This is a genomic window from Dokdonia genika (genome assembly GCF_042652845.1).
GTDB classification, from domain to species: Bacteria; Bacteroidota; Bacteroidia; order Flavobacteriales; family Flavobacteriaceae; genus Dokdonia; species Dokdonia donghaensis.
Genome location: NZ_JBHSHB010000007.1, coordinates 1 through 21,922, shown reverse-complemented (window position 1 = coordinate 21,922; position 21,922 = coordinate 1). Strand labels below are relative to the sequence as shown.

Annotated in this window: 19 protein-coding genes; 12 read left to right on the top strand and 7 right to left on the bottom strand. The window is 38.6% G+C overall.

Going from position 1 to position 21,922, the window contains the following annotated elements; translation table 11 throughout:
• Positions 1–63: 63 nt before the first annotated feature.
• From ACFO5T_RS00940 to ACFO5T_RS00930, 3 genes are all read left to right on the top strand, one after another.
• Positions 64–354, top strand: coding sequence for an HU family DNA-binding protein (locus ACFO5T_RS00940; protein ID WP_013750876.1), 291 nt, complete (start codon positions 64–66; stop codon positions 352–354).
• Positions 355–683: 329 nt separating this feature from the next.
• Positions 684–2,234 (top strand): Rne/Rng family ribonuclease, encoded by a 1,551-nt coding sequence (locus tag ACFO5T_RS00935; protein ID WP_380031274.1) that lies wholly within the window; start codon positions 684–686, stop codon positions 2,232–2,234.
• 86 nt (positions 2,235–2,320) lie between these two features.
• Complete coding sequence (locus ACFO5T_RS00930; RefSeq protein ID WP_380031272.1) at positions 2,321–2,800, top strand: regulatory protein RecX; 480 nt, start codon at positions 2,321–2,323, stop codon at positions 2,798–2,800.
• Here the strand turns inward: ACFO5T_RS00930 and ACFO5T_RS00925 are convergent, their stop codons facing one another.
• The 3 genes from ACFO5T_RS00925 to ACFO5T_RS00915 form a co-directional block, all read right to left on the bottom strand.
• A complete protein-coding gene (locus tag ACFO5T_RS00925; RefSeq protein WP_038598603.1) occupies positions 2,801–3,610 on the bottom strand; it encodes a carboxypeptidase-like regulatory domain-containing protein in 810 nt (269 codons plus the stop codon). It abuts the gene before it with no gap.
• Positions 3,611–3,832: 222 nt separating this feature from the next.
• Positions 3,833–4,324 (bottom strand): PAS domain-containing protein, encoded by a 492-nt coding sequence (locus ACFO5T_RS00920; RefSeq protein WP_380031269.1) that lies wholly within the window; start codon positions 4,322–4,324, stop codon positions 3,833–3,835.
• A 68-nt stretch (positions 4,325–4,392) separates the two neighbouring features.
• Entirely contained in the window at positions 4,393–6,651 is a 2,259-nt protein-coding gene (locus ACFO5T_RS00915; RefSeq protein WP_380031268.1) for a TonB-dependent receptor, read from the bottom strand.
• Between the two features lie 102 nt (positions 6,652–6,753).
• Here ACFO5T_RS00915 and ACFO5T_RS00910 point away from each other — a divergent pair, with 102 nt between their 5' ends.
• The 7 genes from ACFO5T_RS00910 (at position 6,754) to ACFO5T_RS00880 (ending at position 12,157) form a co-directional block, all read left to right on the top strand.
• Positions 6,754–7,407: a metal-dependent transcriptional regulator gene (locus tag ACFO5T_RS00910; RefSeq protein WP_038598613.1), complete on the top strand. Its 654-nt coding sequence runs from the start codon at positions 6,754–6,756 to the stop codon at positions 7,405–7,407.
• A 15-nt stretch (positions 7,408–7,422) separates the two neighbouring features.
• Positions 7,423–8,340: a metal ABC transporter solute-binding protein, Zn/Mn family gene (locus ACFO5T_RS00905; protein ID WP_380031266.1), complete on the top strand. Its 918-nt coding sequence runs from the start codon at positions 7,423–7,425 to the stop codon at positions 8,338–8,340.
• Positions 8,341–8,344: 4 nt separating this feature from the next.
• Complete coding sequence (locus ACFO5T_RS00900) at positions 8,345–9,085, top strand: metal ABC transporter ATP-binding protein (protein ID WP_038598619.1); 741 nt, start codon at positions 8,345–8,347, stop codon at positions 9,083–9,085.
• A 40-nt stretch (positions 9,086–9,125) separates the two neighbouring features.
• The gene (locus ACFO5T_RS00895) at positions 9,126–9,383 is read left to right on the top strand and encodes a four helix bundle protein (RefSeq protein WP_038598621.1); all 258 of its coding nucleotides are present in this window, start codon (positions 9,126–9,128) and stop codon (positions 9,381–9,383) included.
• A gap of 20 nt (positions 9,384–9,403) precedes the next feature.
• Positions 9,404–10,516, top strand: a complete 1,113-nt coding sequence (locus tag ACFO5T_RS00890) for a metal ABC transporter permease (protein WP_038598624.1) — start codon at positions 9,404–9,406, stop codon at positions 10,514–10,516.
• A complete protein-coding gene (locus ACFO5T_RS00885; protein ID WP_380031261.1) occupies positions 10,516–11,673 on the top strand; it encodes a metal ABC transporter permease in 1,158 nt (385 codons plus the stop codon). Before ACFO5T_RS00890 ends, ACFO5T_RS00885 begins: the two co-directional genes overlap by 1 nt.
• Before the next feature lie 79 nt (positions 11,674–11,752).
• Positions 11,753–12,157, top strand: coding sequence for a hypothetical protein (locus tag ACFO5T_RS00880; RefSeq protein ID WP_380031259.1), 405 nt, complete (start codon positions 11,753–11,755; stop codon positions 12,155–12,157).
• Here the strand turns inward: ACFO5T_RS00880 and ACFO5T_RS15150 are convergent.
• From ACFO5T_RS15150 to ACFO5T_RS00865, 4 genes are all read right to left on the bottom strand, one after another.
• Positions 12,154–12,273: a hypothetical protein gene (locus ACFO5T_RS15150; protein WP_465251690.1), complete on the bottom strand. Its 120-nt coding sequence runs from the start codon at positions 12,271–12,273 to the stop codon at positions 12,154–12,156. The genes ACFO5T_RS00880 and ACFO5T_RS15150 overlap by 4 nt on opposite strands.
• A gap of 57 nt (positions 12,274–12,330) precedes the next feature.
• Positions 12,331–14,457: a ferrous iron transport protein B gene (feoB, locus tag ACFO5T_RS00875; RefSeq protein WP_380031257.1), complete on the bottom strand. Its 2,127-nt coding sequence runs from the start codon at positions 14,455–14,457 to the stop codon at positions 12,331–12,333.
• A 4-nt stretch (positions 14,458–14,461) separates the two neighbouring features.
• Positions 14,462–14,692 carry a FeoA family protein gene (locus ACFO5T_RS00870; protein ID WP_035326774.1) on the bottom strand — a complete coding sequence of 77 codons (231 nt, stop codon included), beginning with the start codon at positions 14,690–14,692 and terminating at the stop codon, positions 14,462–14,464.
• 73 nt (positions 14,693–14,765) lie between these two features.
• Positions 14,766–15,470 carry an SCO family protein gene (locus tag ACFO5T_RS00865; protein ID WP_380031255.1) on the bottom strand — a complete coding sequence of 235 codons (705 nt, stop codon included), beginning with the start codon at positions 15,468–15,470 and terminating at the stop codon, positions 14,766–14,768.
• Between the two features lie 144 nt (positions 15,471–15,614).
• Between ACFO5T_RS00865 and rseP the strand changes: the two genes are divergently transcribed.
• Positions 15,615–16,922, top strand: a complete 1,308-nt coding sequence (gene rseP / locus ACFO5T_RS00860; RefSeq protein ID WP_380031253.1) for an RIP metalloprotease RseP — start codon at positions 15,615–15,617, stop codon at positions 16,920–16,922.
• 712 nt (positions 16,923–17,634) lie between these two features.
• The coding region (locus tag ACFO5T_RS00855) for a beta strand repeat-containing protein (RefSeq protein ID WP_380031251.1) at positions 17,635–21,922 on the top strand (4,288 nt) is incomplete at its 3' end.

Below are 21,922 nucleotides of genomic sequence, written 5' to 3'. Positions count from 1 at the left end.
CTTTGATATTTTAATTCCTATATTTGCAATCTTGAATTTTAACCCCCTAATATATTTGACATTATGACTAAAGCTGATATCGTAGCGAAAGTTTCTGAGAAACTGGGTATCGAAAAGAATGACGTACAAGCGACTATTGAATCTTTTATGGAGGAAGTAAAAACTTCATTAGAAGGAGGAGATAACGTGTACTTAAGAGGATTCGGTAGCTTTATAATCAAAACTAGAGCCGAGAAGACTGGTAGAAACATTTCAAAAAATACAACTATCAAGATTCCAGCACATAATATTCCAGCGTTCAAGCCTGCTAAAGTATTTGTAGAAGGTGTAAAAACGAACGTTAGTGTAGACTAATAAGTAATATTTTAAACTATCATTTTTATGCCAAGCGGTAAAAAAAGAAAAAGACACAAGGTAGCGACTCACAAACGTAAGAAAAGACGTAGAGCAAATCGCCACAAAAAGAAAAAGTAGTCTTAAGACTACTTTTTCTTTTATTACACCCTAAGGGTGCAATAACGCGTTCTTTGACATCGCAATAACAGCACTATCTTTTACCTAAGATACGTCATTATTGCAACGGTATTTATTACACACAGTATGTAAACACATACACTATACACCTGTGATAAATTAAAAGTATCAACCATCCCGATTTATATTGGGATAAAAATTACTACAACGTGAATAAAGAATTGATCATAAGATCTAGTTCCTCCGTAGTTGATTTTGCCTTACTAAAAGATGGAAAACTTATAGAACTTCATAAAGATGAAGATGAAAATAAGTTTAACGTAGGTGATATTTATATCGCAAACGTGAGAAAGGCCGTATCTGGTCTCAATGCTGCATTTGTAAATGTAGGTTACGAGAAAGATGCATTTTTGCATTACCACGATCTGGGCCCAAAACTGCCTACCTTACTTAAGTACATCAAAAGTATAAGCACAGGTAAATTAAAAGACTATTCCTTACAAAACTTCACCTTTGAAAAAGACATAGACAAAAATGGCAAAATAGCCGATGTTCTAAAGTCTAAACAAAGTGTACTTGTACAGATCGCAAAAGAACCTATCTCGACTAAGGGACCTCGCATAAGTAGCGAGTTGTCTATAGCTGGTCGTTATATTGTTCTCGTGCCATTTTCAGACCGCATCTCTATCTCACAAAAGATTGAGAGCAAAGAAGAAAAGGCACGTCTTAAAAGACTGGTAACAAGTATCAGACCCAAAGGGTTTGGCGTTATTGTGCGCACTGTTGCACAAGGTGTAAAAGTTGCAGAACTAGATAAGGACCTGCAAAATCTAGTGGACAAATGGACCACTATGAGCAAAAAAATTAAAGGTGCTCACCACCCTAGTAAAGTACTAGGTGAGATGAATAGGGCATCGTCTATCCTGCGGGATATATTTAACGATAGCTTTACGAGCATCACTGTTGATGATGAGACACTTTATTATCAAATTAAAGAATACCTAAGCGAGATCGCTCCTCATAAAGAGAGCATTGTAAAATTATACAATAGCCAAGTGCCTATTTTTGAGAAATTTGGAATCGAGAGACAAATTAAAACCTCTTTTGGACAAACAGTATCAATGAGCCGTGGTGCTTATCTCGTGATCGAACACACAGAAGCCCTACACGTCGTAGACGTAAACAGTGGTAACAGATCAAACAAGGCCAAGAGTCAAGAAGACACTGCACTCGAGGTAAATTTGATTGCTGCCTCAGAAGTAGCAAGACAGCTTAGCCTCCGTGATATGGGAGGTATCATTGTAGTCGATTTTATCGATATGGCAAAGGCTGAAAATCGTCGCAAATTATTCAATCACCTCAAAGACGAGATGAAAGAAGACCGCGCAAAACACAAAATATTACCTCCTAGTAAATTTGGACTTATCCAGATCACTAGGCAGCGAGTACGTCCAGAGATGAACATTAAGACCCGTGAGGAAAACCCGAACGGCGGAACTAATGAGATAGAAGCACCTATTGTAATAGTAGAGAAGCTTCAAGGACAACTCAACCGTATTTTAAAATCTGGTGCAAAAAAGGTGACGCTACACGCGCATCCATTTGTTGCAGCCTATTTAACAAAAGGCTTTCCTTCTATACGTTCTAAATGGTTTTTAGAACATAAAAAGTGGGTAAAGGTAATGCCACGAGATGCATACACGTATCTCGAGTATAACTTTACAGACGCTTCTGGCAAGGACATCAAGATTGTAAACTAGTAAAAACCCCATTCTCAATAGAGGATGGGGTTTTTTTATGCCCTGTTGTAAAAATGATATCGTGCTAAAACAAGTACATTTGCCCAGTGCAACAATCCGTAAAAACATATACACTAGAAGAGGCAAAACGCAAACTAGAAGCCTACTGTGCTTATCAAGACCGCTGTCATAAAGAGGTGGCACAAAAGCTTAGAGATATGCGTATGATACCAGAAGCTATAGATGTAGTGATAGGTCACCTACTTGAGCACAACTTTTTAAATGAGGAGCGATTTGCAAAAGCCTTTGCAAGGGGTAAATTTCGTCATAAAAGCTGGGGAAGGGTACGTATCACCCGTGAGTTAAAACAACGCGGCATAAGCGCTTATAATCTCAAAACAGCCCTGCTTGAGATAGAAGACGAGGAGTATGATAGGGTTTTTAATACGCTTTCGCGAAAGCGTTATGGACAACTCTCCTCAGAAACCGATAAATACCGCAAGCGCAAAAAACTTGCAGACTATCTCACCTACAGAGGATGGGAAGGTGATCTTGTGTATGAAAGGGTGAAGGAGCTGGTGCCTTAATTAATAAACCTCTACGCCAAAAGATGCTCTGAGGTAAGAACCACTTACTTGTGATTGCAACCAGATTTTATTTTTGAGCTTGGCAAGCGTTACAAATGCATTTATAGATGAGTCGTTGCCGGCTGTAAATCCGTATGCAGCATCATTATTTTCTCCTAGCCATTCTAAGCCTATAAACAGTCCTTCGCTAGGCATCTCTATGTATTGATCTTGAATATCTATACTAAGTGTGCCTTTTTTTCTACGTACGGGATAGATAATTGATTTTGACAATAACTCTTTGTTAGGCTTTTTAGTTATGGGGTCAACGCTATAAATGTGGGCTCTTACTAAAAGGCTATCTTTTTTCTTTGCGCGTATTTTATAATGAAGCGATTTAAGGGTATGCGCAGCGCCTGTTTTATTGGGGATGTGTTGTGCTAGAATAATATTTTCACCATAGGTTGTGATATAATGAGTTTTCTTAAGATTTGTATATCCTAAGGTTTGCACTTTTTTATTCTGTACTATAACCTCTGTTAGGTTTGTGTTCTTTTCTTTTAGAAAGATAGTATCATTATATACTTCTTTTTTTAAGGTTTTTGTGTGGTAGCCTAGATGTGTTATTGTAATTACTTCCTTCTTATATCCTTGTTTTAAAATTACTTCTCCAGTTGCATTGCTAGTAAGACCTTCATTATTGTTACCCGTAAAAATGTGAGCAAATGCAAGAGGCTTTTTTGATAAACTGTCAACTATTATAAGTTTTCGTTCTTGGCAGAATACTTGACTAGATACAAGTAATGCAAGTATGAATATTTTTAGTTTCATCAGGTGTATTTTTCAATTTTAAGCAGTGGTAAGATAGAAATTTCTTATGCACACCCTTTACGGATTTCCTTTATATAGAGCATTTTATGGTTTTTTACGCTTTCGCGAAAGCGCAAAAATATCCACCTACAATTTGCGTGGAGTGCAAGTAGTTTAAAAAAGTGTGCTGTACTAATGAGTCAAAAAAAAAGAGGAGGACTCAATATTTAATAGAAAAAAATATTAGGCTACCCTAGCAGGTTTCTCTAGTGCCATAAAATGAGTGATTTCACTTTTTGAGTTGCGTAGCGGTATAATTTTTATATCACAAAGGTAGGGTGTGCCGTCTTTTTTATAATTGAGAAGTTGTCGCTCTACTACGGCTCCTTTACTAAGGTGTGTTTTAATCTCTTTACGTATTTGTGGTGAAGTTTTTGCTCCTTGTAAAAAGCGAGGGTGCTTCCCTATAGCATAACTCTTAGGGTAGCCCGTCATATCGCTAAAGCCTGCATTTACCCACTGTATGTGCTGTGTGTGATCTGTAACAACTATGGTGGTGTAGTCTTGGTCTGTGATAGAAGCTACGTCAATTGTCCACTTATATTTTTTCTTAAAAACGGCAAGTTGCTCTCGTTCGGCTTTTTTTCTCGCTTTAATGCTATTTTGAGCAAGACCTTCAGAAAAAATATCCCAAGATTGTAATGGGGCAATGGCACGTATGGTTTTCTTCTTCATCTTCTCAATTTTTGTGAAAAGTACACAAGTTTATATCCATAGGTGTTAAATTAATGAGGATTAACACTTTAGTTTAAGGTGTAGCGTATCCCAAAGAAGCCGCGTATTCCTTGGTTAGGAGCAAATATATAGTTGGGGTCAAAGGTGAGTGCATTTGGGTTATCTGCTGTAGACACTACTTGCCCTTGATTATCAAAGACTACATTTTCGTCAAAAGGATCGTCTGCTCTTGCGATGATAAAAGGGTTATTGCGGTTAGGAGTGTAGTTCAACAAGTTTTTGACCCCGCCATAAAGTTCTAGGCTTGTAATGCCGTCATAGGTGAGCTGTAAGTTTTGTGTGCTCCAGGTGGGGCTGTATTCTTCTCTAGGGTCTAGTTCTCCCAGTATAGGTAATCGCATAGGGCCGTATAGGCTGCCTGTATAATCTATATTGAGATTAAGGTCTTCTATTTTATAACTTAGTAACCAGTTTGCGCTATAGCTCTCGGTAAGAATTTGACGCTCACGCACGCCGTCTTCGGTTTGTGATACATCTTGATATGTAACTCCTAGACTTCCTTTTATACCGCTTGTGAGTTTGGCGTCTAGATTAATACTAGCACCGTAAGTTTGTGAGTAGCCATTAAGGTTGCTGTATATAATCTGGTTTGGGTTTGTGTCATAATCTGGGAGTATTTGATTTGTAAAATGTGTAAACCAAGTAGAAGTATCCAATGTTAAGATGGCATTGCGATTATAAACTTTCTTTAAGTAGTTGAGATTTACATTATACGATTGCTCTGGGTCTAGCTCTTCTGTGATAATGACATCTCTTGCACCTGTAAGCGCGGCGTGATCTTCGGCAAAGAGGCTTACAATTCTAAAACCTGTACCAGCATTAATTCTTAAAATATTGTCTTCATTAAATTTATGTCTATAAGCTAGGCGCGGGGTAAATATGCTGCCGTGTCGTGAGTCATAATCGTAACGGGCACCTACTAAGAGGGTATTTTTATCTGTAAACTTGATCTCATCTTGAATTAAAAATGAAGGAATCACTACCTCTTCTTCGGCATTTGCTCCTGCATTAAAGGTTGCTGTGGTATTGTCATCATAATAGTTATAACGTACACCACCAGCGAGCAGTAGGTCGTGTCTGTTTATTTTTTTATTCCAAGTGAGTTGGGTAAAGCCTATACGTTGCTGCGCGATGTAAGCTTCGTTACCATACACGCTATTTTGATCGTGGTCTGTGTATGAAAAGCGTAGTAAAAAATCTTCGGTAGTGGGTAGTTGGTAATTTCCTAAAATTTCAAAACGACGTGTGTAAATGCTCTCTCCGTATATCTCATCGCCTCCGCGAAAAGCGGGTGTCCACTGTAGTTCTCCACCCCATCTGTCTTCATAAAAAAACCGTCCAGCGAGATCAAAGACTTTATCATCCTTACGGTCAAAACTCCATTTATTAAACACCGAAATACGGTTCTGCAGCGTTACATCTGTAAAGTTGTCGTTGTTGTTATCTATGGGATTGCTATAGTTGTAATAGTTTACACCCAGTAGACTGTTTGCTTTTCCAGCCTTAAAAGAAGCGCCTATGTCTAAGTTGTTTTCTCCCCAGCTTGTAAGTTGGTTTTCTATAAAAAAGCGTGGTGCTTGTTCGGGTATTTTTGTAATCACATTTATTAATCCTCCTACTGCCTCGCTTCCATAGAGCGATGAGGCTGGTCCTTTTACAACCTCCACACGTTCTATAAGCGAAGTAGGAATCCCAGAAAGACCATATACAGTAGAAAGGCCACTTACAATAGGCATCCCGTCTATGAGAACAAGCGTGTATGGTCCTTCAAGACCATTAATATGTATGTCGCCTGTATTACACACACTACAGTTGAGTTGTGGGCGCACGCCATTCACATTTTGCAACGCCTCAAAAACCGAGGGTACAGGATTCTTTTTTAAAAATGCTTGAGAGTACACCTCTACAGGTACGGGGCTTTCTTTACGCACCACGGGTTTAAGAGTTCCAGAAATTACGACTTCCTCGAGAGATGTGTTTTGTTTTAGAAAGAAGTTTGCCGTAATAGTTCCACCGTTTACAGTGGTGTTTTTCTTTACAGATTCATAACCTGTAAAAGAGGCAATAAGGGTATAAGTTCCATCTGGCACATTTAAAATCTCAAAGCTACCATCATTATTTGAAGATGCACCTAGAGTTGTATTTGCGAGGTATACGTTTACAAAGGGGAGAGGACCATTGCTATCTGACACCCTACCTGTGATAGTGGTTTGAGCGCACATTAATAGCGAAAATAGCAGCATCAATGATGTACATACTTTAAGCATAACGTATTTTAAATTTTTGTAAAGCTATTTAAAATATTAGTCTTATCTAAAAATAATTATAATAGGTGCAAAAATCCGTATATTTGATATTATTAATTGAGTATGTACAGCAAGTCAGAAGAAAATTATTTAAAAGCAATCTACCATCTTGAGGCGATTGCAAAGCACGGGGTGAGTACTAACGCCATAGCAGGAGAGATGGAGACCAAGCCATCTTCTGTTACAGATATGGTAAAGAAGCTTGCAGATAAAGGTCTGGTAAATTATGTGAAATATAAGGGCACCACACTTACAGAAAAGGGAAGAAAAGCGGCGCTAGGTGTCGTGAGAAAACATCGTATTTGGGAAGTTTTTCTTTTAGAAACGCTCGATTTTCAATGGGACGAGGTGCACGATATAGCAGAGCAATTGGAGCACATAAAATCACAAGAGCTCATAAACAGGCTCGATAAGTTTTTAGATTATCCAGATTACGATCCGCACGGTGATCCTATTCCAGATAAAAACGGAAATATCAAAAGTGCCGAAAAGAAACTACTCGCCGAACTTAAGAAAGGAAACCAAGGTCAGCTAGTAGGTGTGCGTGAGACAAGTCCAGATTTTCTTCAGTTTTTAGACAAGCGTAGCATAGCGATAGGTTCAAAAATCAAAGTACTTGGTAAAGAGTTTTTTGATGGATCAATGGTCATTCAGGTGCAGGGAGAGCAGTTTTTTATCTCAAAAAAAATAGCCGAAAATCTTTACATCCACATTTAATTTAAAGCAGCATTAATGAAGCAGAGTTTTTATATCGCAATTGTATTTTTCGCTTTAAGCGTGATAAGTTGTAAAGAAAATAAAGAGGATAATGGTAGGTTAAAAGTTGTTACCACTACCTCTATGATTACAGACCTCGTAAAAAACATAGGTGGTGAGCACATCAACTTGCAAGGGCTTATGGGTGCCGGAGTAGATCCACACTTATATAAAGCAAGTGCTGGCGATGTGACAAAATTATCTCGTGCAGATGTTATTTTTTATAACGGACTACACCTAGAAGGTAAACTGGTAGAGGTGTTTGAAAAGATGAACGCCACCCAAGTCACGCAAGTGGCTCTAGGAGAAGCGCTAGATAAAAGTACGCTCATAGGGTCAGACTATTTTGCGTCTAATTATGATCCTCACGTGTGGTTTAATATTAGTTACTTTAAGCAGTTTGTAGCAGAGGTGACAAGTACGCTTTCGCGAAAGGACCCTCAGAACGCACAACACTATCAAACAAATGCCAAGTCTTACCTCGCAAAATTAGAAACCCTAGAAGCCGAAATAAAGGCCAAAGTAGCCACCCTCGCCCCCGAAAAAAGGATACTCGTCACGGCACACGATGCCTTTAATTATTTTGGGAAGAGTTATGGCTTTGAGGTAGTAGGGTTGCAAGGTCTATCTACAGCAACAGAGGCTGGTGTTCAAGATGTACAACGTCTATCAAAATTTATAATAGAGAATAAGGTAAAAGCCATCTTTGTAGAGAGCTCTGTGCCTAGACGCACGATAGAGGCATTACAAGCTGCAGTTCAGTCTAAAGGAAACGAAGTAACCATAGGGGGATCTTTATATAGCGATGCGCTGGGTAATGCTGGTACAGAAGAGGGAACCTACATAGGGATGTTTACTTATAATGTGACTACAATCGTAGAAGCTTTAAAATAAAACAATGTCAGAATCAAAAATAGCTATACGCGTAGATGATCTCACCGTTGCTTATAACTATAAGCCAGTGCTTTGGGATATAGATCTTGAAGTGCCTGAAGGTGTGCTTATGGCAATAGTAGGTCCTAATGGTGCTGGTAAATCAACACTTATAAAATCCATTTTGGGTATTATAGACCCCATAGCGGGTAGTGTTTCCATTTATGGAAAACCATACGATAAGCAGCGTAAGCTTGTCGCCTACGTACCTCAAAAGGGGAGTGTAGACTGGGATTTTCCCACTACGGCGCTAGATGTAGTGATGATGGGAACGTATGGAAAGCTAGGGTGGATAAAGCGACCAGGAGCAAAGCAAAAAAAGGCAGCGCTAGAAGCACTTGAAAAAGTAGGGATGCTACCTTTTAAAAGTAGGCAAATAAGTCAACTGTCTGGCGGGCAACAGCAACGTGTCTTTCTTGCCAGAGCACTTGTGCAAAATGCTGCTATTTATTTTATGGATGAACCTTTTCAAGGGGTAGATGCTACGACAGAAATTGCTATTATCAATATCTTAAAGGAACTTCGTAAAGCAGGTAAAACCGTAGTGGTTGTGCATCACGATTTACAAACGGTCCCAGAGTATTTTGACTGGGTAACATTCTTAAATGTAAAGAAGATTGCTACCGGTCCAGTAAAGGATATTTTTAATGATGATAATCTCACCAAAACTTATGGGATTAATTATAAAGTAGCGGTAAATCAGTAGTTGGTAATTTTTAGAGTTTAGCTTTTAGAATATTTTGAGAATGAGTAAAGAAGTTGTATTTAATTTTGAAAAACTAAAAGTGTATCAAAAATCACTAGACTTTGTTGACTTTGTCTATGAAATAATTCAGAAGTTCCCAGTTGATGAGAGGTTTGCTTTAAGCTCTCAATATCGCAGGGCAGCATTATCTATTTCACTCAACATTGGTGAAGGTCAAGGGAGTTCTGATGCGCAATTTAATAGATATTTAGATATTGCTCTCAATTCATTAAGTCTAAATCCCAAAGCTAAAGGTTAAGAACTAATAGCTATTAATTTATGGAACTCTCAGATTACTTCTCGCAATTATTTTCAGATTATACCCTAAGGACTATCACCTTGGGTACAGCTATTCTTGGAGCAATCTGTGGGATGTTAGGGAGTTTTGCGGTATTGAGAAAACAGAGCCTTCTAGGTGATGCAATCTCACACGCAGCACTACCAGGTATTGCAATAGCTTTTTTAATTACCGGTACAAAGGATAGTAATATCTTATTGCTTGGAGCACTCGTAAGTGGTTTGATAGGTACTTTCTGGATACGAGGTATGATTACAAAAACGCACCTCAAGAGTGATACAGCACTTGGTCTTGTGTTGTCATTATTTTTTGGTTTTGGAATGCTGTTGCTAACATTTATACAGAAGCAGCCCAATGCAAATCAAGCTGGACTTGATAAATACTTATTTGGTCAAGCCGCAACCCTCGTAGAGAGCGATGTAATTTTGATGGCGATTGTAACTGGGATTTGTCTGGTGATTATGTTACTCTTCTGGAAAGAGTTTAAAATTCTTCTCTTTGATGCAGATTATACAAAGACATTGGGTTTTAATACTAGATTTATAGATGTGCTTATCACCTTTTTTATTGTTCTTGCTATTGTTTTAGGATTGCAAACGGTAGGTGTAGTACTTATGAGTGCTATGCTTCTTGCGCCTGCCGCAGCTGCAAGACAGTGGACAAATAAGCTAAGTGTAATGATAGTGCTTGCGGCGATTTTTGGTGCCTTTTCTGGTGTATTTGGGACAGCTATAAGTGCGAGTCAAAACAACTTATCTACAGGGCCAGTTATTGTGCTGGTAGCTGGTGTGTTTGTGGTGGTTTCTTTTGTGTTTTCTCCTGGTCGCGGAATTTTGTTTAAACAGCTGCGCAAGTATCAGAATAGACGAGATCTCAAATTGCAAAAGACTTTGCAATTTATGTTTGATATTGCAAAAACACACGAGAATATATCACACCCACACGCAATAAGGATTCTTAATAATTTCCAAGGATATACCCGCGCTTCTCTTAAAGAGATGGAAGAGAAAGAATGGGTGAAAGTGCGAGGTCAGAAATGGGCAATGACAGAAAAAGGCTATGATGCCGCAGTAAACCTTTATAAGAATAACTAATGGATGCTCAGGTAGAAATACAACTTATTGCCGCAGTAGTCGCTATAGCGTGTGCTATACCAGGAGTTTTTCTTGTATTGCGCAAGATGGCGCTCATAAGTGACGCCATAAGTCACTCTATCTTACCAGGTATTGTGATAGGCTTCTTTATAACAGAAGACCTTAACTCTCCACTTTTAATACTTCTTGCGGCTCTTATGGGAGTGATTACAGTTGTACTAGTAGAGGCAATACAAATAACAGGACTTGTAAAAGAAGACACGGCAATAGGCTTAGTCTTCCCAGCCTTATTTAGCATAGGTGTTATTCTCATTGCAAAAAACGCAAACGATGTGCACCTAGATGTAGATGCCGTTTTGCTAGGTGAGCTCGCATTTGCTCCTTTTGACAGACTCATTGTGTCTGGTACAGATATCGGTCCAAAATCTTTATGGGTTATGGGTACAATTCTATTAATAACCATAGGTATGCTATTTGCCTTCTTTAAGGAACTTAAAGTAAGCACCTTTGATGCAGGACTATCAGCCGCATTAGGATTTTCACCTGTTGTTTTGCATTATGGGTTAATGACAGTTTCTTCGGTTACTGTGGTGGGGGCTTTTGAGGCAGTAGGTGCAGTGCTAGTTGTAGCGCTTATGATTGCCCCAGCGGCCACAGCATATTTACTCACTTCAGATTTAAAAAAGATGCTAGTGCTCTCTGTTATTTTTGGAGTCTTTTCGGCAATAGCGGGGTATTGGGTGGCTCATTTTCTTGATGCCTCTATCGCTGGATCTATGACAACCGTTTTAGGTTTAGTCTTTCTAATAGTCTATCTATTTGCGCCAAACAAAGGTCTCATTGCAGTGATGTATCGCCAGAGGCAACAGCGCACGGAGGTGTCACTCCTTACATTTTTATTACACCTAAACAACCACGAAGAAGAGAGTGAGCGCCACGTAAAACATCTTAATGAGCATATAAACTGGCAAAAGGTACGCTCTAAAACAGTACTTGACCTTGCCGAAAAAAATAATCTCGTACGCATAGATAAGAACATTGTCTCTCTTACTACAAAAGGAAAAGAGTTTACAGACCTCGCTCTAGAATACATCATCACAAATAAGGATGAAAAAATAGAGCATATGAAGGATGACTTCTTCCTCTTTAGAGGCTAATTAATAGTTATTTTGCAACGTGGCATTAGTTTTGGAGTATTTAAGTAACTAATCATAAGATTTAAAATAACCGCTGTTTATGAAAACATACCTTACACTCATTTGTTTGCTTTTATTTTCCGCTTTCGCGAAAGCGCAAGACACCACAAAAGTAGAAGTCCCAAAAATATATGTAAAGGCATATCAAGGCACTGCTACGCCTATAAGTCATACGTCATTACGACTTGTGCAAGTGTTACAAGATAGTAGGTGTCCAAAAGGAGTAGAATGTATTTGGGCAGGAAATGCAAAAGTTGAGGTAGAAATCACAAATGATAAAGGTGATAAAATCACCAAGCAAGTCACACTTAGCGGAAAGCAATTACCTGCTATCTACACAGAAGACGGTCTTGAAATTTTTATAAGAGGCTTAGCACCTTACCCTACAGCGGCTTCAAAGATTAAGTCAAGCGACTACTATTTACGATTAGAGATAAGAAACTAGCAGCCACAGTTACCGTTACCACATCCTTTGTCGTCCTTCTTCTTTAAAAAAGACGGGGTGTAGATAAATTTTGTTATTAAGTAACCTACAGCTGCAAGAAAAATGAGCAGCACCATAATTTTTTGAAAAATCTCCATATTACTTAGTAGTTCTTAATGGTTAATCCTTACAGTTTATTTGAGCATCTGGTAGGCTATTAGCGCAGCCATATATGCAATCACTGTCATTGCCCCTAGTTGTATCATAGGCCACTTCCAGGTATTAGTTTCCCTCTTTACAATGGCAAGTGTACTCATACATTGCATTGCAAAGGCATAAAATAATAAGAGCGATATACCACTTGCAAAGTTAAATCTAGGCGTACCTAGTACTGGGTTGATCTCGCCTGCCATTCTATTTTTTATCGTTTCTTCTTCGGCGTCACCTACGCTATAAATAGTTGCTAGTGTACCTACAAAGACCTCACGAGCGGCAAACGAAGTGATAAGGGCAATCCCTATTTTCCAGTCATAACCTAGTGGTTCTACTATAGGCTCAATGGCTTTACCCATATAACCTATATAGCTGTGTTCTAGCTTCTGGCTTGCAACGAGTTTGTCTATTTCTGCTTGGTAAGCCTGCGCATCTGTAAATGCGTTGATACCTCCTTCTGCTTCTAGGTTTGTGGTTACAATATCTTCTGCCTGATTAAACTTTTCATTAGGCCCAAAAGAAGCGAGTACCCATAACACAATACTTATGGCGAGTATGATTTTACCAGCATCTACTACAAAAGATTTTGTCTTTTCAAGTACATTGATTCCCACGTTTTTAAGAAGAGGGAGTTTGTAGTTAGGCATTTCTACTACAAAGAAAGACTTACTTTTTATTTTAAGAATCTTATTGAGAATCCACGCAGAGCCTATGGCAGCACCAAAGCCTATGAGGTACATAAGCATAAGCGTGAGCGCCTGCAGATTAAAAAATAAGAACTTCTCATCTGGAATTACCAGTGATATAATAATGAGATATACTGGTAACCGTGCAGAGCAGGTGGTAAATGGCGTTACTAGTATGGTGATTAATCGCTCTTTCCAGCTTTCTATATTACGAGTAGCCATTACAGCCGGTATGGCACAGGCCGTTCCAGATATAAGCGGCACTACAGATTTACCACTTAATCCAAAACGGCGCATCACCCTATCCATCAAGAAGACTACGCGACTCATATAGCCACTCTCTTCTAGCACAGAAATAAATAAAAATAAAAAGGCAATTTGTGGTATGAAAATCACGATACCACCTAGTCCCGCGATTATACCTTCGGCAAGTAGGTCTGTGAGCTTTCCTTCTGGTAGCGTGGCTTGTACCCACTCACTCATATGAGCAAATGCAGCATCTATAGCATCCATTGGGTATTGTGACCAGTCATATATCACTTGGAAAATAAGTAATAATATCGCAAAGAAAATCACATAACCCCATACCTTGTGTGTGAGTATGCGATCAAGACGTGCTCTTAGGTCTTTTGCATTTTCTACGTCTATAGTTTGCGTCTCGTTGAGCGTCTCATTTATAAACTTATAGCGTATGATGGTTTCCTTTTGCTGTAGTCTTTTTAGGTTACTCTCAGACTCGGTCTTAAATGATGAGATACTCTTCATCTCCCCACGCTCAAGCTTACCAAAATTTACATCTTGAGTAATTACTAGCCATAACTTATATAAATCTTGGTTAGGAAAGGCTTTGCGTAGTCTATCAAAATATTCTGGAGCAATGACAGATGCATTTACACAAGGCTCTGTGTTAAGCGTGCGATACTCAGATATAAGCTCTTTGAGTTCTGTAATTCCCGTATTTTTTCTTGAGCTTATAAGAGCTATGCGTGTTTTAAGACGCTTCTCCATCTCTGGTATATCTAGAGAGATGGCTTTGCGCTCCATACGGTCTGCCATATTTATGGCGAGTATGGTGGGTATACCTAAGTCTTTAATCTGTGTAAAGAGGAGTAGGTTACGCTTTAGGTTTTCTACGTCAGATACTACAACGGCTACATCTGGGTAGTCTTTATCATTCTTGTTAAGTAGTAACTCTATTACAACATTCTCATCTAGTGAAGAAGCATTAAGGCTATACGTACCTGGTAGGTCTAATATGTGTGCTTTTACACCGCGAGGGAGTTTACATACACCTTCCTTTTTTTCTACCGTAATACCTGGATAGTTACCCACCTGCTGGTTAAGGCCTGTAAGGTGATTAAAAACCGAAGTCTTTCCGGTGTTCGGGTTACCGATGAGTGCAACGTTGAGCTGTTTTGCCATAGGGTTATGCTGGCGTTTCTATTAGAATGTGTAATGCAGTCTCACGACGTATCGCCATATGACAACCATTTACATCTATGTACATAGGGTCTGCAAAGGGCGCAAGTTGTAATAAACGCACTTCGTTACCTGGTAGACAGCCCATTTCTAGTAGTTTAAGAGGCACCTCGTCTGTCATTACATCTGTAATGATTGCGCGTTCTCCTTTTAGTAAGTGGGCTACTGTTTTTTTCAATGTTTATTTAGATTGAATTTAGATAACAAAAGTAATGCATTTTACGCTTTCGCGAAAGCGTACGCATTCCAAACTAAAAAATCTTTTGATACCAAGCTTTACGCGGCTCGTACTCTTGTTTTAGAATCTCGATGTCTTCTAGCAGTTGATCTATGGCTTCGCGATCTGTACCGTCATAGTATCCTCTTATTTGACTTTTTTTGTCAATGAGCATAAAGTTTTCGGTATGTACCATATCTAGGTCATCTTCTGTACCTGGTATATCTTTTACCGCGAGATAACTCTTTCGCGCAAGCGTAAAGATTTCTTCTTTTGTGCCTGTTACAAGATTCCATCTACTATCATCTACTCCTTTCTTTATGGCGTATGCTTTTAAAATTTCTGGCGTGTCATACTCAGGGATAACGGAGTGTGAGAGAAGTTTTACGAGTGTGTCACCTTTAAGCTCTTCCTGTATGTCTACCATATGGTCTGTCATAATAGGACATATAGTCTGGCAGGTGGTAAAGAAAAAATCTGCCACATAGATGTGATCTTTATAATCTTCTTGAGTTACTAGATTGCCGTTTTGATTAGTAAGAGCAAAGTCGCTTATTTTGTGGTATTTCTTGACATATTGTAGGGTGCTGTCTACGAGTTCTTTACTAACCATATCTGGCTGATATATAGGTAGTGTAGGTGTAACTTTAAGCTGACTATATATTAAGGTAAGTATAATTACAGATAGTACAAACAGTGTAATGAGCAGTATTTTATAGCGATTAAAAATCTGTCGCATAGCATTATTTTTTTACAAAGTTACAATGCGCGTAGCATTTACTTTAAGTATGGCTTGAAAAATGCTATCATACGGCTCTAGAACTTTACTATGCGCATCGAAAAGCCTATTTTTGTGCGTTTTAAAAATTGATTTTTATCCTTTATGGAGACATTTATACAGATTGCCCAGTTTACGCTTGCTATATCTATTCTTGTGGTTTTACACGAGTTTGGTCACTTTGCTCCTGCCAGATGGTTTGGAATTAAGGTGGAGAAGTTTTTCTTGTTTTTTGATGTGAAGTTTGCACTTTTTAAAAAGAAGATAGGTGATACCGTTTATGGCATAGGGTGGCTACCTCTAGGTGGTTATGTTAAGATTGCTGGTATGATAGATGAATCTATGGATAAGGAGCAGATGGCAAAAGATCCAGAACCTTGGGAGTTTAGGTCTAAGCCAGCGTGGCAACGTCTTATTGTAATGATAGGTGGTGTAACGGTTAATGTACTGCTTGCGTGGTTTATCTATAGTGCTATGCTTGTGTATTATGGTGATGAGTATGTGCCTGCAGACCGATTAAAATATGGTATTGCAGTAGGTGAGATAGGTGAGGAGATAGGCCTTCGTAATGGAGACCAGGTTATAAAAATAGATGATAAGACGGTCACACGTTTTGATGATGTCCAGATAGATATTTTACTAGGTGACAATGTAACTGTTGTACGTGATGGAAATGAGATGACCTTTGTCATACCAGATGAGGCAAAAAAATCTGTGCTTGACGCAGAGGAGCGTTTTATAAGACCAAGATTTAGTAATATAATAGGTATTGTTGCAAAGGACTCAATAGGGTATGTAAATGGGGTGCTTGCTGGAGACCGTATTATGAATATAAATGGTACACCTATAAGCGAGTGGTCAGAGTTTCAGTCTGTCTTTGATGCCGCAAAGGGTGGTGAGGTTGTGATGCAACTAGATAGAGATGGCGAGCAGATTGAGAAAAGATTTATGGTAGCTCAAGATAGAGCGCTAGGTGTAGCAGCAAATGTAAATGAACTTCTGGTTAAAGATGAGTATAGCGTTGCTGCGGCAATACCAGCAGGTCTCACAAAAACTTGGGATGTACTTACAAAGCAAGTAAGACAATTTAAACTCATATTTAATCGAAAAGTACAAGGGTATAAAAAAGTAAAAGGTCCTATAGGTATTGTTGAGATGATGGCGCCACAATGGGACTGGTATAAATTCTGGGGCTTTACGGCAATGTTTTCTGTATGGCTAGCTTTTGTAAATATTCTTCCTATCCCAGCGCTAGATGGTGGACACGTTATGTTTTTACTTTATGAGATGATTTCTGGTAAAGCACCTTCAGAAAAAACATTAGAAAGAGGACAGATAATAGGTTTTGTTATCGTGATGGGTCTAATGGTGATCATTTTTGGCAACGATATTTGGAACCTAATAAAGGGATAGTCCTTACGCTTTCGCGAAATATAAAAATTGATTAAAACTATTGCAGAAAATCGATTTATAGTTTTTCCTTATTTAAATTCTAAAAAGCGCTCTGAAAGAGCGCTTTTTTTATGCTTTTAAAAATCATAAATGGATTTTATTGTAAAATTATTTTACAGGCCTTAAATCTTCTTAAAATGGATGTCAATAACAAATAAACCAATTTTAGCAGTTGGCAACAAATTGTCAAATAAATAAAACACAATAAAACGTAGGATTAAACTTGTTAACATAATTTACTATGGCTGATAAAATACTGTTAAAAATAGCTTAAAAACAGAAAATTTTTCTAATTCGTTGACAGCTAGTTACTTGTAAAAAATTGATTTAAATTCATTTTTTTGTTAATTGTATTTAGAAATTAATTTGATCAGTTTCTGTTAATGCCTTTGTTTGCGTATCTTTCGGGGCGTTAAGAATTTTTTTTGACCTTTTTTAAAATGTTAAATTTTGTTAAATAAAATACGCTGTATTTTTAGTGTAATTTTATTTTAACAAAAATTTTACTTGTGTAGTATGTCGATATAATTTTTCGGTTTATCGGATAATCTGCTAGTTGTTTGTCTGGTAAAATTCATTATATCTCCGTAATCTACATTTGTTTTGGTTTTTAGATTACACCCTCTTAATTGATAATCAAACCCGAAAGCTTGTCTTTCACTTTTAATAGTTTATGAGAACAACTACATTCAGTCAGAAGGCAATTCTTAGTCTTCTTTTATTTCTTGTTTCTTCTTCGTTAATCTATGGGCAAAATGCAGTAAATAATGCAACATTTACCGCTCAAGGAGCTACTCCATTAGTTTATTCTGAGACAAACCCTACTAATGGCTTGGTAGAGACTTATTCTTGGGGACAGGGAAGTGATTTTCGTCTTGCAACTGTAACTTTAGGAACAGAAACCTATTTTTTAGATAACGATTTTACGCAAATAAACTACAATATTGTCCGTGTAAGTGGTAATGGTGGTGTTACAGGTGATAGGTGTAGCTTTTTTGTTCTGGAAGACACTGATAATTTTAATTATCAATCCAGCTTTCCTGGAGCTTTGAATGATTGCTCTATGCAGGAGGTGCTAAGAGATCCAATCGTTACGAGAGGGGCAAATGATGTATTTAAAAACGCAACAGCTACCGCTCAAAATATTGAAAGAATAGATGTTCTCTATGAGGCATTTGAGGTTCCTTCGACAGCTAGTTTAAATCAAGTAGGCTTTATAGCTCCAGAAAAAAATGGTAATAGTAGTTATAGAGCTGCCCCAATTTTGGCAGTAGATGCTACTACTGGAGAGCCTACCGTTTTTGGTCCAGTTATAGAAATAAATGGAGCAACAGATTTTGGGATTGTAACAAACGCTGTTGAGTGGAGTTTTTTAGCAAATAACATTGATGGAACGGCAAACCCTTATAGAATAGGTGGAAGTAATGAGCCTGTTGGAATTTCTCTTATTACACTCGCAGATTTGGGTTACAGTGCAGGAGATACAGTTTATGGCATATCTTTCTTTGATAATAACGTACCATTTAATGCAGATCTATTAGACGTAACAGATCCTAGTGATTTTCCAAATGCCAATGGAGGAGGGGCGGATATTAATGGAGGTTTAGGAGCTATTGTTACATCTTTAGCCACTATAAGTGGACATATTTATGATGATTCTAATGCAAATGGTATACAAGATGCTGGAGAGCCAGATCTAGTAGGGGTTAGTGTAACGGTTACAGATTCTAATGGGGTTGATCAAATTCTTTTAAGCGACTCCTCTGGAGATTTTTCTGCTTTTGTAAGTGGCGGAAATACTACAGTAAATATTGATGAGAATGACCCTAATGTTCCTAATGGCGCTGTTCTCTTTGAAGGGTCTTCTAATGATGGCGATGTATTTAATGTGACAGAAGGTCAAAACACATCTGTTGGTAATTTTGGTTTTGCCATTTTGGATAGTGATAATGATGGTGTGCCAGATTCTGAAGATGTATGTAATGGCTATGATGACTCAGCCGATTTTGACGGTGACGGGGTGCCAGATGGTTGTGATCTCGATGATGATAATGATGGGATATTAGATGAGGTTGAATGTGAAATACAACCGGTACAGTTTCAATATAGCCAAAGCCTTTCAAGTTCAAATGAAATTGTTTGGTCAGCCGTTGTTAATGGAAACGTGGAAACAGTTACAGTTACAGTAGCGACTAATCCTGTGTATTTTATAGGTAGTAATGGTACTGTTGAACCAGAAGGGGTTACTCTTACGGCTGGTCCTGATTTTCCTACTATTGATGCAGTAGATGGTGTTGGCCTAGCGGGTGGTGAAGTGGTAGCTGAGAGTGCTATTACTTTTACTTCTACAATCCCTTTGGAATCAATTCGTTTACCAAACCTTGATAATTACGATAGAGATAATAATGGCGCAGGAATAGGTGATCCCACTGATGCAATTTGTTTTACAATTCCAGGCAACTGGAATAACATAGTTGGTGATATGGCAGCCTATGATATTACTACAGGGGCGCTTACTTCAAATAATCAAGCAGGAAATGCAGCTGCAAATGTTTCAGTAGGTGGTGCCTCCACTCAAGAATTTGTTTTTCGTGGTGGTTTTGGAAGTGCGTTGTTGAGGGGTACGCCTGGAGGTGAAACAAATGATGCAGATGCAACTTTTGTAGCAGAAGCTCCTTTTACTGTTGCCTCGCTACTGTATGAAGATTTAACACAAAACGGCGTTAGAGATAATATTATTAACTCTTTTAGTGCTGCGGTATTAATCACTACAGCTGTTATTTGTCCAAATTCAGATGGTGATACTTTTCCAGACTATAATGATTTAGATAGTGATAACGATGGTTGCCCAGATGCGCTAGAAGGTGGAGCGACAAATATTGAATTAGAAGATGTAAACGAAAACGGTAGTATCAACGTAGGTACTGTTTCATCTCCAATAAATGGTGGGGTTGATGCAAATGGTGTTCCAGTACTTGCAGATTCTGGTAACGGTCAGACAGTAGGTTCTTCTCAAGATGATACAGTCATTGCGGCTGAATGTTCTGTAAACGCAATAAATGATGATTACAGTTCAACACCAATAGATGGTGTTCTTGGAGGATCTGTTGGAAATGTTTTTGATAATGATGAGTATTTAGGAGATATTTTAACTCCTTCAGACTTTACTATAACACCCAGCACAAATGGACCACTTACTGTAAATAGCGATGGTACCGTAGATGTGTTGCCAGGAACTCCATCGGGAACGTATACGGTTGATTATACAATTTGCCAAAATAGTACGACCATAACTCCGCCAAATTGTGATACTGCCACAGTAACGGTTGTTGTTGAAGACCCAGTAATAGGTTCAATAACTAGCGATTCTCAAAATGAAGGAGATGATTTAGTTCATAACGTGGTGCTTAGTAATGGAAGTGTAAATACAGAAATGTATCCATTTTCGCTTGTAAATAATACTACAGAAGATAACGATTATGTGACTACCCCTATTTTTAGTAATGGTGTTACTTTAAACGCGGCAGGAGATATGATTATCGTACCTCCTGGAGTAACTTCTTTTACAATTACAACGCCTACAATTTCAGATTCAACGCTAGAAGATGATGAGTTTTATGATATATCTGTTGGGGGTATGAACGCTACCGGAACTATAAGGAATGACGATGCTACTGTCGTAAGCATTGGTGATGTAACAGTAACAGAAGGAGATGATGGAACTACGGTGGTAGCTGAATTCCCAGTAACCTTAAGTGCTCCTTCCGATACAGATACAGTAGTAACCTTCACCGTTGCTGATGGAACAGGAACGGTTGGTGATGCAGATTATGTGGCACCAACAGAGTTAACCGTAACAATCCCTGCTGGCGAGACGAGTGCTGTATTCCCAGTAACGGTAAATGGCGATGATGTTGTAGAATCAGATGAAGAATTTGAAGTAACGATTACTAATACTACCAATGGTACGATTGATCCTGCTGCCACAACAGGAACTGGAACAATTACCAATGACGATGCTACTGTCGTAAGCATTGGCGATGTAACAGTAACAGAAGGAGATGATGGAACTACGGTGGTAGCTGAATTCCCAGTAACCTTAAGTGCTCCTTCCGATACAGATACAGTAGTAACCTTCACCGTTGCTGATGGAACAGGAACGCTTGGTGATGCAGATTATGTAGCACCAACGGAGTTAACTATAACAATCCCTGCTGGCGAGACGAGTGCTGTATTCCCAGTAACGGTAAATGGCGATGATGTTGTGGAATCAGATGAAGAATTTGAAGTAACGATTACTAATACTACCAATGGTACGATTGATCCTGCTGCCACAACAGGAACTGGAACTATAAGAAATGACGATGCTACTGTCGTAAGCATTGGTGATGTAACAGTAACAGAAGGAAATGATGGAACTACGGTGGTAGCTGAATTCCCAGTAACCTTAAGTGCTCCTGCCGATACAGATACAGTAGTAACTTTCACCGTTGCTGATGGAACAGGAACGCTTGGTGATGCAGATTATGTAGCACCAACGGAGTTAACTATAACAATCCCTGCTGGCGAGACGAGTGCTGTATTCCCAGTAACGGTAAATGGCGATGATGTTGTAGAATCAGATGAAGAATTTGAAGTAACGATTACTAATACTACCAATGGAACCNTTGGTGATGTAACAGTAACAGAAGGAGATGATGGAACTACGGTGGTAGCTGAATTCCCAGTAACCTTAAGTGCTCCTTCCGATACAGATACAGTAGTAACCTTCACCGTTGCTGATGGAACAGGAACGCTTGGTGACGCAGATTATGTAGCACCAACAGAGTTAACTGTAACAATCCCTGCTGGCGAGACGAGTGCTGTATTCCCAGTAACGGTAAATGGTGATGATGTTGTAGAATCAGATGAAGAATTTGAAGTAACAATTACTAATACTACCAACGGTACGATTGATCCTG

Coding starts and splice junctions, on each gene's coding strand:
- ACFO5T_RS00940 (WP_013750876.1), top strand. CDS start 64: ATGACTAAAGCTGATATCGTAGCGAAAGTTTCTGAGAAACTGGGTATC.
- ACFO5T_RS00925 (WP_038598603.1), bottom strand. CDS start 3,610: ATGAAACTAAAAATATTCATACTTGCATTACTTGTATCTAGTCAAGTA.
- ACFO5T_RS00920 (WP_380031269.1), bottom strand. CDS start 4,324: ATGAAGAAGAAAACCATACGTGCCATTGCCCCATTACAATCTTGGGAT.
- ACFO5T_RS00915 (WP_380031268.1), bottom strand. CDS start 6,651: ATGCTTAAAGTATGTACATCATTGATGCTGCTATTTTCGCTATTAATG.
- ACFO5T_RS00910 (WP_038598613.1), top strand. CDS start 6,754: ATGTACAGCAAGTCAGAAGAAAATTATTTAAAAGCAATCTACCATCTT.
- ACFO5T_RS00905 (WP_380031266.1), top strand. CDS start 7,423: ATGAAGCAGAGTTTTTATATCGCAATTGTATTTTTCGCTTTAAGCGTG.
- ACFO5T_RS00900 (WP_038598619.1), top strand. CDS start 8,345: ATGTCAGAATCAAAAATAGCTATACGCGTAGATGATCTCACCGTTGCT.
- ACFO5T_RS00895 (WP_038598621.1), top strand. CDS start 9,126: ATGAGTAAAGAAGTTGTATTTAATTTTGAAAAACTAAAAGTGTATCAA.
- ACFO5T_RS00890 (WP_038598624.1), top strand. CDS start 9,404: ATGGAACTCTCAGATTACTTCTCGCAATTATTTTCAGATTATACCCTA.
- ACFO5T_RS00885 (WP_380031261.1), top strand. CDS start 10,516: ATGGATGCTCAGGTAGAAATACAACTTATTGCCGCAGTAGTCGCTATA.
- ACFO5T_RS00880 (WP_380031259.1), top strand. CDS start 11,753: ATGAAAACATACCTTACACTCATTTGTTTGCTTTTATTTTCCGCTTTC.
- ACFO5T_RS15150 (WP_465251690.1), bottom strand. CDS start 12,273: ATGGTGCTGCTCATTTTTCTTGCAGCTGTAGGTTACTTAATAACAAAA.
- feoB (WP_380031257.1), bottom strand. CDS start 14,457: ATGGCAAAACAGCTCAACGTTGCACTCATCGGTAACCCGAACACCGGA.
- ACFO5T_RS00865 (WP_380031255.1), bottom strand. CDS start 15,470: ATGCGACAGATTTTTAATCGCTATAAAATACTGCTCATTACACTGTTT.
- rseP (WP_380031253.1), top strand. CDS start 15,615: ATGGAGACATTTATACAGATTGCCCAGTTTACGCTTGCTATATCTATT.